The organism is Sinomonas sp. ASV486, assembly GCF_030908215.1.
GTDB lineage: Bacteria > Actinomycetota > Actinomycetes > Actinomycetales > Micrococcaceae > Sinomonas > Sinomonas puerhi.
Genome location: NZ_JAVFJK010000007.1, coordinates 79,573 through 91,641, shown reverse-complemented (window position 1 = coordinate 91,641; position 12,069 = coordinate 79,573). Strand labels below are relative to the sequence as shown.

Here is a 12,069-nt window from a genome sequence, read left to right as displayed (position 1 = left end):
ACGATCGGGCTAGTATCGAACGCGTGGTTCCCGCCGGACGTCGAAAGCTGCCAGAGTGAAGAAGCCAAGGGCCTTGGGGCTCATCCTCGTTGCCCTCGCGTGCGCCTCCGCCGCCTGTTCGGCCCCTGCCGCGGCCCCGGCCACGCCCGGCCAGTCGGCGCAGTCCGCCTCCTCCGCCTCAGGGGCAGCGGGTGCCGCCACGGGATGGGCCCTCGTCCCCGCCAACGGGGCCGCCAACATCAAGGCCGCAGGGCTCGAGGTCCTCACGAGCGAGGGGAGTGCAGAGCACTACCACGCGCACCTCGACGTGTACTCCGATGGTTCGCACGTCCCGGTGCCTGCCGACATCGGCTTCAGCTTCGGTGCCGACGGACAGCCCAATGGGATCTCGGCGCTGCACACGCATGACACCACTGGCATCGTCCACGTCGAGGCCCCCGTCGCCGGTCTCACCTACACGGTCGGCCAGGTGCTCACCGAATGGGGTGTCCTCGGCTCGAACGGTTCGATGCCCGGCTCGACCATCAGCGAGTGGTCGGTGTACATCAACGGTGCCAAGCAGTCCGGTGACCCCCGCAGCATGGTGCTGGCGGGCCATGCGGAGATCGCCCTCGTCCACGGGTCCGCCCCGGCGGACCTCCCCGCCTCGTACACCTTCCCCTCCGGCTACTGACGGGCACGCCGGCTGACGGGCTCGCCGACACCCGGGGGCCTTTCAGTCCCGGCCTAGTGTTTCGGCGAGCGCGGAGAGCCCGTACTCGAAGGCAGCGTCGACACCTCCGGCGAGGCGGAACGAGCCGCTGAGCTCCATCGTCACGAAGCCGTGGGTCCACGCGGTGAGGAGGCGGGCGGCGTCGAGGGCGTGTTCAGGTCCGACGAGCCGCTCAGCGGCCGCGAGCGCGGGCGCGACCGCCTTCGCGAGGGACTCTGGCCGCGGCCGCGCCTCGCGCGGCGCCTGCGTGAAGACGAGCTGATACGCGGCAGGCCGCTCCTTGGCGAAATCGCGGTAGGCCCGCACCATCCGGGAGAGGGCAGCGCGCGGTTCCGCCCCGCCGTCGTGCGCCGCTCCGCCGGGCAACACGGCCCCGTTCGCCGCGCCGCTGGGCGTTTCTCGCCCGGACCCCCCTGTCGGGGCGGCTCCCTGGCCCGTCTCCGCCCCGCCGTGCATCGCGGCGTCGATGCGCCCGGCGAGGTCGAGGACGGTCGCGTCGGCCACGAGACCGAGGAGCTCATCACGGCCGCCCACCCGCTTGTAGAGGGACGGCGCCCGCACGCCCACCCGGGCGGCGACCGCGGACATCGTGAGGCCCGCAAGCCCTGACTCCTCGAGGATGGTCTTCGCCGCCTCAACGATCTGGGTCAGGTTGGTGCGCTCGGGTGTGGGCACGGATCCCCCTCTCGCAGGGACGTTCACTCTCCATCATAGCTATTGCACTTAGCCATGATAGCTACGTATGATAGCCATCATGGAACTTGCACCGGGACTGCACCGCATCGGAAATGACATCGTCGCGGCATACCTCGTCATGGACCCCGCTGGAATCACGCTCATCGACGCGGGCGTGCCCGGCCAGTGGAAGGACCTCAAGGCTGAGCTCACCGCGCTGGGGCGGACGCTCGGGGACATCCGCGGCGTCGTCCTCACGCACGGCGACAGCGACCACATCGGCTTCGCCGAACGGCTCCGCCGGGACCACGGCGTGCCGGTGTTCGTCGGTGCCGGAGACAGCGCCCGGGCGCGGGGGCTCGAGTCAACCAAGCCCGCGTGGGGGCCCATGAAGCTCGGAGCCACTGTGCAGTTCATCGCGTATGCGATCGCGAAGGGCGGCCTGAAACGTCCCGAATACCTGGCCGAGGTGCGCCACGTGGCCGGCGGGGACGTGCTCGACCTGCCGGGACAGCCGCGCATCATCCCCATGCCGGGCCACTCCCCCGGCAGCATCGCGATCCATGTGCCGTCAGTCGACGCCGTGTTCGTGGGGGACGCGCTCACGACCCGCCATGTCCTCACTGGCCGGAGGGGTCCCCAGCCGGCGCCCTTCACCGACGATCCGGTGGAGGCCATCGCCTCGCTCGAGCGGCTGCGGGGCACCAACGCGCGATGGGTGCTGCCGGGGCACGGGACCCCGTGGTCGGACGGCGTGGCGGCGGCGATCGACGCCGTCGAGCGCGTTGCCTCCGAAGGCTCGGCGGCCCGCTGAACCCTGCAGCGTATGCAGGCCGTGACGGGATGATCAACCCATCCCCTTACGGCCCGGCAGACAGTAATCTGGGCCACACGGTCCGCCGTAGGGGCGGCCGGCTGTGAACCGAGGAGGACCCGTGCCGGACGACGCTCTGACGGTGAACCAGCCGCCCCGAGACCACGTGCTCGCGGCGCTCGAGGCCGCGCCCGGCGTCGACCGCACCGGACCCGAGTGGGAGGCCTTCCGGCAGCGTTTCGATGCGCATTTCGGCGAGCTCGCAAACCTCTTCGAACGCCTCTACGGCGAGCGCGGCGACTGGAGGGACCACCTTGCGCAGCTCGTCGTCGAGTGCGCGGCATCGTGGCAGCGGCGCCCGAGCGAGCTCAAGGCGCTCGACGCGCGCCGCGACGCCAACCCGGACTGGTTCCAGTCCGGGCGCATGCTCGGCGGGGTCTGCTACGTGGACCGCTATGCGGAGGACCTCGAGGGGCTCCGGGCACGCATCCCCTACTTCGCGGAGCTGGGCCTCACGTACCTGCACCTTATGCCGCTCTTCCTCGCCCCGGAGCCCAACTCGGACGGCGGCTATGCCGTCTCGAGCTACCGTGAGGTCAACCCGAGGCTCGGCACGATGTCCCAGCTGCGGGAACTCGCGGCCGACCTTCGCGAACACGGCATCAGCCTCGTGCTGGACTTCATCTTCAACCACACCTCCAACGAGCACGAGTGGGCCCGCCGTGCGGCTGCGGGCGAGCAGGAGTTCGAGGACTACTTCTGGATCTTCCCCGACAGGACCATGCCGGACGCTTATGAGCGGACGGTCCGGGAGATCTTCCCCGACGATCACCCGGGCTCGTTCGTGCCGATGCCGGACGGGCGCTGGGTGTGGGCCACGTTCCACACCTTCCAGTGGGACCTGAACTACTCCAACCCCGCGGTGTTCCGCGCCATGGCCGGGGAGATGCTCTTCCTCGCCAACCAGGGCGTCGAGATCCTGCGCATGGACGCCGTCGCCTTCATCTGGAAGCAGCTGGGAACCGTGTGCGAGAGCCTTCCCGAGGCGCACTGGCTCCTGCGTGCGTTCAATGCGGTGTGCCGGCTCGCCGCGCCGTCGCTCCTGTTCAAGTCCGAGGCGATCGTGCACCCTGACGAGGTGGTGCAGTACATCGATCCGGCCGAGTGCCAGATCTCCTACAATCCGCTCGAGATGGCCCTCACATGGGAGGCCCTGGCCACGCGGGACGCCCGGCTCCTCGCCCAGGCGCTCGAGCGCCGCCACAACCTCCCCGACGGGACCGCATGGGTCAACTACGTGCGCAGCCACGACGATATCGGCTGGACCTTCGCCGACGAGGACGCCGCGGAGTTCGGCATCAACGGGTTCGACCACCGCCGCTTCCTCAACCGGTTCTACGTGAACCGCTACCCCGGCAGCTTCGCGCGGGGAATCCCCTTCCAGGACAACCCCCGCACCGGCGACTGCCGCATCTCGGGCACGACGGCGTCACTCGCCGGCCTCGAGGACGTCACCGACGCCGGGGACTCAGCCGCCGTGCGACGCATCCTCCTCGCGCACTCGGTCGCCATCAGCACCGGCGGCATCCCACTGATCTACCTCGGAGACGAGGTGGGCCAGCTCAACGACTACGGCTACGCGGACGAGCCCGGCCACGGCGCCGATTCGCGCTGGGTCAACCGCCCCCACTACCCCGCCGAGCGATATGCGCACCGCAACGACCCGTGGACGCCCGAGGGCGCCATCTATGCCGGCCTGAAGAAGATGCTCGCGGTGCGGGAACGTACGCCCGAGCTTGCCGGAAACCGGCTCATCGGCTTCGGTACCGGCAACCGCCACGTGCTCGGCTACCAGCGCCCCGGCGAGCGCGGCGTCGTCGTGGTCCTCGCCAACTTCTCCGATGAACCGCAGCACGTCACGCCGCTCACGCTCTCGGGCTTCACAACGGCGTCCACCGACCTCTTCACCGGCCAAACCATCCTGCTCGGGGACGGGATCACCCTGCCACCACAGGAGTTCGTGTGGCTACGGGCGCACACCGCATAGGCCGAAACACCTCGAAACCGGCTCGCAGCCGGCGTCGCACACCGGCACTCGGCGGCGCTCAGCGGCGCTCAGCGGCGCTCAGCGGCGCTCAGTCGGCGCGGCCGCGGCGCTCCGCGCGCTGCGCGAAGGCGTCCAGCGCCGCGAGGACCTCCTCGGAGCGCCAGTTGCGGCCCATCCTGTGCTTGTTCACCCCGAGGACGACGCCGGCCTCCTCCAGCAGGCCCATCGCGCGCCAGACGGTATTGCGGGCGAGCCCGAGCTCATCTTCCAAGACCCGCGAGGTCACCACGGGCTGGCGCTCCAGCAGGTCCATGACCCTCCAGACGGCGTTGTCGGCCCTGGCCGTGACCTTCCCGTCCCAGCCCTCCCGGGCGCTGCGGATGTCGGCGGCCAGGCGGCGGCCGTTCTCTATGGCCAGAAACGCTGCCGTCGAGCCCATCCGGACGATCTCGTCCGGGTCTCCATCGCGGTAGGCGTCCAGCGCCCGGTGGTAGGCGAGCACGTCGACGAGCAGCCCGGCGGAGATCGGCACGGTCACGTTCCGGGTCAGTCCCTTCCCGCGCAGGATCGCCTGCAGCAGCGCACGCCCGGTGCGGCCGTTGCCGTCCGTGAACGGGTGGATGGTCTCGAACTGGGCGTGGGCGAGCATCGCGTGCGCGAGCACCTGGAGGTCGTTGCGGCGGACGAAGTCGGCGAGATCCTCGATGAGGCCCGGGACGCGCTCGTACCGGGGCGCGACGTAGTCAGCCCCGACAGGACTCTTGGCGCTGGTGCCGATCCACACCGGTTCCTGCCGCCACTTCCCGGCCTGGTCGGGGTCGGAGTGCGCCATGAGGGCCCGGTGCATGGCGAGGATGCCCCCGGGGGTGGTGTCGTCGGCCGCGGCTAGGGCGGCCTTCATGGCCGAGCCGTTGTCCACGACGAGCATGGCGTTGCGCGTGGACGTGTCGCCGAGTTCGGCCATCGCGACGCTGCGGGCGTTGGCGGTGACGTTCTCGATCATGGATGAGGACATCGATTCGGTGCGCAGTAGGACGGAGGCGAAGGGCGCAATTCCGGCCCCAAGCTCGGTGTCGAACTCCCGCAAGGCGACAGCTGCGTCCTCGAGCTCCGCAGCGAGCGACCCGGGCGGCGTGTATGGGGCCGTCCCGATCAGCGCGGGCACGGCGGCGCTGTACCGCTCGGTCCGCTCGCCCAGCGAAGCGCGCGGGCCGAACTCGTACCGGCTCGTCCACTCGAGCGACTCGTGCGAGACGGGGGGCCAGCCTACGACGGGGAACTGCTCAGCTGCCATGGTGCCCCTCCGCGTAAGTAAGAACCCGAGATCGGGTTTTGTTCCAATTGGAACAAGGATGATCTGTCTTGTTCCAACTGATTCCTGAGTTGGAACACGTGCGACGTGTACTGTTCCAGATGCGGCAGCGGGGAGGGCCGGCCCCACGGCCGGTCCTCCCCGCTCGGCGGACTGCTCAGGCCGCGACCACGACCACGTACCGAGCGCGAAAGAGCGGCTGCACGAACGCATCGGCGGCACGCTTCGGGATCGCTGCGCCGCGCGGGACGACGTTGAGCAGCTTCTGCGCGCCCGGCATGGCCACGTCGGGCTTGCCCTCCTCGGCGCGCGCACAATCACGGTCGCCGGCACCGTGGAGCACCCAGGGAGTACCAGGGGCGTGAAGCAGACGGTCCCGGCTCGGCCGCAGCTCCCCGGCTGCCGGTCGGGGTCGGACCGGCCGACGACTGACTGGCGGGCGGCTAGGAGAGGCTCTCGAACACCATCGTCGCCTGGACGCGGTCGCCGCCGCCGAGACCCTTGCTACCGCTGCTGGCGGTGGTGATGGTGTGGAGCCGGTAGCCTTTCGAGGCCTGGTCGTTGATGACCCGCTCGAGCTCGGTCAGGTTCCCTGAACCCGTCCCCCAGAGCTTCTCCTTGAGGATCACCTGCAAGACGACATACCGCATGACACGGCCCCCTCCCGTAGTTTGCCAGTCGTTGGGAATGCTACCCGGCGCGGTGGGGCGCTCCGCAGGTGGGCTGCCCTTCAGCTGTAGAAAGCCCGCGGCGATCACGCTCTCGGCAATACCGAACCCCGTGTTGAGCTAAGGCCAGAATGGGGCAGACCCAAAGCGCAGGCCCGGCACTGCCCGCCTCTTCCTCGGAGCCCCCTGCCGGATTCGAACCGGCGACCCTCTGGAGGGTCGGGGCGAATCCGGGGTCTCCCCGGTTGTCTCGGGAACTCGCGGGTTCCCTTGTGCTGACGGGGAACCGGGCGGTTCGCTTGGTCCGAGTGTACCCGGTCGGTGGCGGTCGGTGCCGGGCGATTGGGATGGGTATTTGATGAGTCTGCGGCTGCGGACCCCACACGGACTGAGATCAGGGAAGCTGGCGTCGGGCCGCTGTCCGATGCCCGGGCGCAGACGAGCGCCGCGCGGGTGAATCGCGTCTCTCCATCGCGGGAGTTCGGCCACGGGCCTGAACTGAGGCACTCCTCCCGCGAGTTGTGGTGGTCGAACGCGGTCGCGACTCACCCCGGCGGCCTCGACCTGCGCAACCGCCCCATCGGCTCCGGTTGCGCCGATCCGGGTCGCTGCAACCTCACGCTCGACGAACGCAACCGCCTCCGCAACCGCCGCGCGATGCGCGTGCGCGGTCGGCGCCTGCGTCCCCGCGTCGGCCACCGCCCACAGGATGCTCGCGGACTTCGGGATCGAGAACGTGTAGTCGAAGCCCGCAACCGCTCGGCACGTCTCCCCCGCGCGTCCTCCTCCGCCTCGATCTCAGCGACAGCGCCGGCCCCCTGAGCAGGCCCAGTTCAGGATCGAGCCCTCCCACTCGATGGGCGACCCGCTCAGAAACCGGCCGGCACTCGGGATAGGCGCGGTCCAAGGGTTCGCCGGTGAGCGGGTGCGCCCATCCCGACCAGCAGCTGCAGCTGAGGCTCGGAGACCTCGTCGCCGGCACGCAACCGACCCGCGCCCAGGGCAGGCAGGCCGCTGCCGAGCCGACGGTCCGGCGGGTTCGCCGGTGAGCGGGTGCGCCCATCCCGACCAGCAGCTGCAGCTGAGGCTCGGAGACCTCGTCGCCGGCACGCAACCGACCCGCGCCCAGGGCAGGCAGGCCGCTGCCGAGCCGACGGTCCGGCGGGTTCGCCGCTTCGGCGTAGGAGCGTGTCAGAGGTATCGACAGCGACCGATCACCGGCAGCGGCGGCCACCGTGCGCAGCAGGTACCTGTACCCGTCCCCCGCACTCATCACGCGCATCGAAACCCTCACCCCGCCTCCTCGACGGTCGGGTGAGCAACAACAGCCCGGCACCTCTGACGCGGCCAGTGACTGCGCGGGCCTCATCTGCAAGACGCGTGGCGATCCGTTCGCTTCAACCGAACGCGCTGCTCCGATTGCCCGAGAACAGGGCTGCCGGTGGCTCCTCATACGGCAGTGGAACCAGCTTGGAGCGGTGGCCGTCGTCGGGGCTGCAGCCCTTGAACGGCCCGTCGGCCGACAGCGCGGACATGGAGTGGTCGGCGTGGTCACGCCACCACACGCCCATGCCAGTAGTGCCGTCCCGGCGCAGGAACTCCCGGGCCCGCCAGAGAGATCTTCCAGACGGCTGATCGCTCCGGCATGCTTCCACCGCTGCGGGCGCCACCCCCGAGCACAGCAGGCCGGGAGGCACAGCGTTCAAGCGCAGGGGCGGCTGTTCTTCCGGGCCGTCGATTGGCGCAGAGAGTCCAAGACATGAAGCACTTGATGGGACATAAGGCCAGTTATCGGCGGTTGAGTGGGACGAGTTGCATCTGGTGCGAGGGCTCCCGTTCCGGCCGCGAAACACCTAGGTGGGGGGCACGACTACGCCTCCACCACCAGCCTCTACCCCTCGGTATCATCGGACGTCAAGCAGAACACCAGTGTAGAAGATGATCGCCCGCCGCAACCGCGAACGCCCAAGTGCAACGAAGACCTCGGCATGCACCCCGCAGCCCGATCGCCAAGCGCGTCCGGCTCGTGAAGCCGGACGAGGGTGAGTAGGGCCCCGCAAGGCCAAGGACCCCATGTAGATGGCACGAGTCAGGCTGGATGCGGTGTCCCCACTCCTTATACGCGGCCCGAGGTTGTCTTTCAGGGTCGCTGGGCATCGTGAGCGCCACCGTCGGAACCACCCCTCCTCGCATTCCCATCTCCTCCTTGGGAACTGCGAGACTCACCGGCCGACTAGGTGGACAGCAACCGACTCGGTCGCGTGAATCTAAAATATGCAAGCTTCTGCTCTTAGCCATGCGGGCCGGGGTGGCTGGGCAGCCTGTGCTCGGGGGAAGGCGCCATCTCGGGTAACTCCAAAGAGGGCTTCGCTAAAAGACAGTCGACGATATCGCCGGCAACGCGTGTACTGGACCAGTATTCTCCGTGATCCAATTGCTCTCGGTAGCGCCAGCTCCATCTCCCCCACGTTGGCAAGCCGAGGTATCCGACGGCGTCAGATTTGACGCCGTCATACAGGTATCCCCCAAGTTTGAAAACCTTCTCCAGGGTACGGTCCTTATCAGAGAAGAAAATACGCTCATCGCAGATTCTGGCGGCATATGCCCCGGTATTTCTGCATGCATCTATTTGGACGGCTGGGGCCATAAGAAAAAGGTGAGTAATCCGGGGCGGAAGATAGCCAACGCGTCTGGCCTTCGTGCTAATTCGATTCAATGCAGCTAAAGCAACCAAACATCCAAGGGAGTGGGCGATGATAACGACCTCTGGTTGGGGCTTAATCTCTTCCAGGTACTCCACGAGGCGCTCACCCGAGCGTATCGCGTCTGGCGGCCGGGCCGCGAACGTTAGCTTTGAGAGAAGCGGATCAGGATGATCGCCAGGCCAATGAAACCCAATAAATTCTCCGAGTCTTTTGGGTTCACGATAAGCCATGGCAATTCTTAGGGCTCTTAGATGCTGTCGATACGCTTGCGTAGCATCTTCGTCTGAAACATTGAAGCCATGTACCAGGATGACAAGCCTTTTGAATCGAGTTGCAGAGAACCTGTTCGTATCATCGATACGCAAGCCCCTTTCGTCCATATGATGGACTTCACCGGCAACCAGATCTCCGGTCCGAGAAGATCTCACAGTCCAGGCGTCCACCTGTCACCGCCGCCAGCGCTCGATCCCGGCGCTGAGGTCACGGGTCAGCCATGAGAGATAGCCGCCGATAAAGACAGCCGCAACGGTCGTAAGGAAGAATCCGTTCGAATTCCGGGGGCCAAGAGATGTCATTGCCAGGGCGAACAAGCCACTGAGCGCCAAGGGACTGGCGGAAATGTATCGACGCCAACGCTGACCAATCGAAATCTGGAAAAGGTCAAGGCTGCGACGAATTGACACCGCCGCTGACAGATCGATATTTTCTGAATCAGCTTCCAAGGATCGGGGGGATCCAAACAAAGCCACGGTCAATGCCGGGTAACCCTGGGGATGTTCCAAGGCGGCATCCGCCGCCTGCGCCACTTGAGCCGTTAGTTGTTCGATCGGCAGGTCGAAGACTATTAGACCTTCCAAGACGGTCCCAAAACTTCTACCCCGTGTGTAATATTTGGAAATTTGCTGGTAGCCCACGACCCCTGCAACGCTGAGGAGCTCCATAATCGCGGTCTTGCCACTCGGATCGAAGTATAAGTCATCGGGGTTCCCTCGAATCATCTCGTTTTCCACCTGATTTCTGGTTTGGGCCGCAAACCAGAGGCGAGCTTGACGTTGCTGATAGAGCCCGCGGATTCTAAGAAGCCGTTTTGCCGTCTCAAGAACTGCACAGCTCAGCAAGCCTGACATCACAACGGTTCCGGCGAGCGAAGCCAAGTCTACTGATCCAAGTTTCGTTCCATCGATGAGGTACGATAATAGGATGACACAAGCTATCACAAGAACGGGTAGCACATCCAGACAGAACCAGAAGGCATCTGCCAGCGAGGGATATCGCCTCCGCGTGGGTAATGCATAAGTGACTTTGTCGCTGTCCATAATGAGTCTCTATCTGTGTCTGGTTCCCGGACCCGTCACGTGCATTTTTCTGAACTCGTACAGTCGACGCTGAACTTCTTTGACGAATTTGACACCTCGAAGATCACCGACGAAGGGCCAGACCCTACTGTTCTGATGCACTGGTGTCACATGTTCGTTTTATTCCCTAACGGTGATTTCGTCAATGACTGAAGACGGTCCTATTTGATAGTCGATGATCAAAAATATGACAAAACGGGCTCTTCGGATCTAAGCATGGTTGAGGGATCCGGCGGCGTGGCGGTGCGGGGCTGATGGGGTCGAGGTCTTCAGGATCAGAAGCGACCAAGCAATCTGATGAGAAGACCTCGACGTGGACCACTGTACTTGTGGGCCCGGTGCGCGCTGGTGCGCACGGGCTGATGCGCTCTTCCATTTCCCGGGCCTGCACGTGCTCGGCGTGTGCGCCGATGATTCAGGCGGCGGCTTCAGCCTGACGGTGACGGTGGAGACCGACGCCGACGTCGGTGGGTGCCCGGGATGCGGATGCGTCGCTGTCGGGCACGGACGCCGCGTCCACACCGTCGCGGACACGCCCTGCTTCGGGACCCCGGTGCGGATCCGATGGCTCAAGAGGATTTGGCGCTGCCCGGAGCCGGCGTGCCCGAAGAAGACCTTCTCCGAGGCCCACCCGTTCGCGGCCCCGCGAGCCAAGCTCAGCGTCCGGGCAGTCTCCTGGGCCACGGATGCCCTCGAGCGCGACGACACGTCCGTCTCGGCACTGGCCCGTCACCTCGGGGTCGACTGGGGCACAGTCTGGGACCCGGTCGCGGCAGAGACCCGGCGGCGCCTCGCCGATCCTGGACGGCTTGCCGGGATCGACGCGCTCGGTGTGGACGAGCATCTCTGGTCGCACACCGACCCACCCGGATCCGGGATGGTCACAGGGATCGTGGACCACACCCGCGGCCCGGATGGGAAGCCCCGGGCCAGGCTGCTGGATCTCGTGCCTGGCCGGTCCGGGCCGGTCTACCGGGACTGGCTCAAGGACCGCGGCGACGCTTTCCGCAAGGGTGTGGAGGTCGCCGCCCTGGACCCCTTCCAGGGCTACAAGAACGCCATTGACGACCAGCTCGAAGACGCCGTGGCGGTGCTCGATGCGTTCCACGTCGTGAAGCTGGGCACCGCGGCGGTGGACGAGGTCCGCCGCTGCGTCCAGCAGGCCACCCTCGGCCACCGCCGGCACAAGGGCGACCCGCTCTACGGCATCCAGCGCACCCTGCGCTGCGGCGCCGAGCGGCTCACCGAGAAGCAGAACGGCCGTCTCGCCACGGCGTTCGACGCCCACAGCGGGCATTTCGAGGTCGAGCTCGCCTGGGCCTGCGCGCAGCAGCTCCGGTCCGTCTACACCGCTACCGACCCTGCCGCCGGCAGGTGGACCGCCGAGCACGTCATCGCCGCGTTCCCGTCCTGCCCGATCCCCGAGATCGCCCGGCTCGGGAAGACCCTGCGCCGCTGGCGTGCCGCATTCCTGGCCTACTTCGACACCAAGGGCTCATCCAACGGGCCCACCGAGGCCGTCAACGGCGTCATCGAGACCACCCGTCGCATCGCCCGCGGCTTCCGCAACTTCGAAAACTACAGACTCAGATGCCTGCTATCCGCAGGCGGCCACCGCCCATGGAGAACCCCAAACCATGCTTAGATCCGAAGAGCCACAAAACGTTCTCCAGCCTCGGTGGCGGTCGGCTGGTTGACGGCCGGTCGAGGACGCCCAGCACGTGCGGGTCGGAGATGGTTGAACAGAGCATCGGCCTGCACGCACGACAGCGCACCGGGCT

Annotated in this window: 12 protein-coding genes and 1 pseudogene; 4 read left to right on the top strand and 9 right to left on the bottom strand. The window is 66.9% G+C overall.

The genetic code is table 11. The features are described 5' to 3' along the window. Positions 1-55 precede the first annotated feature (55 nt). The gene (locus RBS60_RS11615) at positions 56-673 is read left to right on the top strand and encodes a hypothetical protein (protein ID WP_307957720.1); all 618 of its coding nucleotides are present in this window, start codon (positions 56-58) and stop codon (positions 671-673) included. 42 nt (positions 674-715) lie between these two features. On the opposite strand, the gene RBS60_RS11610 is transcribed toward RBS60_RS11615, so the two are convergent. Further along, complete coding sequence (locus tag RBS60_RS11610) at positions 716-1,387, bottom strand: TetR/AcrR family transcriptional regulator (RefSeq protein WP_307957719.1); 672 nt, start codon at positions 1,385-1,387, stop codon at positions 716-718. A 79-nt stretch (positions 1,388-1,466) separates the two neighbouring features. Between RBS60_RS11610 and RBS60_RS11605 the strand changes: the two genes are divergently transcribed. After that, positions 1,467-2,201, top strand: coding sequence for an MBL fold metallo-hydrolase (locus tag RBS60_RS11605; protein ID WP_307957718.1), 735 nt, complete (start codon positions 1,467-1,469; stop codon positions 2,199-2,201). Positions 2,202-2,322: 121 nt separating this feature from the next. Continuing rightward, on the top strand, positions 2,323-4,248 hold the full coding sequence (locus tag RBS60_RS11600; RefSeq protein ID WP_374049267.1) for an amylosucrase: 1,926 nt from the start codon (positions 2,323-2,325) through the stop codon (positions 4,246-4,248). A gap of 88 nt (positions 4,249-4,336) precedes the next feature. Here the strand turns inward: RBS60_RS11600 and RBS60_RS11595 are convergent, their stop codons facing one another. The 8 genes and pseudogenes from RBS60_RS11595 to RBS60_RS11565 all read right to left on the bottom strand — a co-directional run bounded on the left by RBS60_RS11595 (position 4,337) and on the right by RBS60_RS11565 (position 10,249). Continuing rightward, positions 4,337-5,542 carry a Fic family protein gene (locus RBS60_RS11595; protein ID WP_307957717.1) on the bottom strand — a complete coding sequence of 402 codons (1,206 nt, stop codon included), beginning with the start codon at positions 5,540-5,542 and terminating at the stop codon, positions 4,337-4,339. 175 nt (positions 5,543-5,717) lie between these two features. Next, on the bottom strand, positions 5,718-5,903 hold the full coding sequence (locus tag RBS60_RS11590; RefSeq protein WP_307957716.1) for a hypothetical protein: 186 nt from the start codon (positions 5,901-5,903) through the stop codon (positions 5,718-5,720). 100 nt (positions 5,904-6,003) lie between these two features. Then, positions 6,004-6,210 (bottom strand): DUF4177 domain-containing protein, encoded by a 207-nt coding sequence (locus RBS60_RS11585; RefSeq protein WP_307957715.1) that lies wholly within the window; start codon positions 6,208-6,210, stop codon positions 6,004-6,006. A 138-nt stretch (positions 6,211-6,348) separates the two neighbouring features. Further along, positions 6,349-6,936, bottom strand: a complete 588-nt coding sequence (locus tag RBS60_RS19660) for a relaxase domain-containing protein (RefSeq protein WP_407073434.1) — start codon at positions 6,934-6,936, stop codon at positions 6,349-6,351. 349 nt (positions 6,937-7,285) lie between these two features. After that, a pseudogene (locus RBS60_RS11575) lies at positions 7,286-7,510 on the bottom strand (hypothetical protein); the annotation flags it as partial. A gap of 115 nt (positions 7,511-7,625) precedes the next feature. Next, complete coding sequence (locus tag RBS60_RS11570) at positions 7,626-7,799, bottom strand: DUF4913 domain-containing protein (protein WP_307957714.1); 174 nt, start codon at positions 7,797-7,799, stop codon at positions 7,626-7,628. A 719-nt stretch (positions 7,800-8,518) separates the two neighbouring features. After that, positions 8,519-9,313, bottom strand: coding sequence for an alpha/beta fold hydrolase (locus RBS60_RS19650; RefSeq protein ID WP_374049275.1), 795 nt, complete (start codon positions 9,311-9,313; stop codon positions 8,519-8,521). 66 nt (positions 9,314-9,379) lie between these two features. Next, positions 9,380-10,249 (bottom strand): hypothetical protein, encoded by an 870-nt coding sequence (locus RBS60_RS11565; RefSeq protein ID WP_307957713.1) that lies wholly within the window; start codon positions 10,247-10,249, stop codon positions 9,380-9,382. A gap of 352 nt (positions 10,250-10,601) precedes the next feature. Between RBS60_RS11565 and RBS60_RS11560 the strand changes: the two genes are divergently transcribed. Next, on the top strand, positions 10,602-11,933 hold the full coding sequence (locus RBS60_RS11560; protein ID WP_307957712.1) for an ISL3 family transposase: 1,332 nt from the start codon (positions 10,602-10,604) through the stop codon (positions 11,931-11,933). The last annotated feature ends 136 nt before the right edge of the window (positions 11,934-12,069 follow it).

Excerpts from the sequence above, each read along its gene's own strand:
- RBS60_RS11605 (WP_307957718.1), top strand. The coding sequence starts at position 1,467 with ATGGAACTTGCACCGGGACTGCACCGCATCGGAAATGACATCGTCGCG.
- RBS60_RS11595 (WP_307957717.1), bottom strand. The coding sequence starts at position 5,542 with ATGGCAGCTGAGCAGTTCCCCGTCGTAGGCTGGCCCCCCGTCTCGCAC.
- RBS60_RS11585 (WP_307957715.1), bottom strand. The coding sequence starts at position 6,210 with ATGCGGTATGTCGTCTTGCAGGTGATCCTCAAGGAGAAGCTCTGGGGG.
- RBS60_RS11570 (WP_307957714.1), bottom strand. The coding sequence starts at position 7,799 with ATGGGCGTGTGGTGGCGTGACCACGCCGACCACTCCATGTCCGCGCTG.
- RBS60_RS19650 (WP_374049275.1), bottom strand. The coding sequence starts at position 9,313 with ATGGACGAAAGGGGCTTGCGTATCGATGATACGAACAGGTTCTCTGCA.
- RBS60_RS11565 (WP_307957713.1), bottom strand. The coding sequence starts at position 10,249 with ATGGACAGCGACAAAGTCACTTATGCATTACCCACGCGGAGGCGATAT.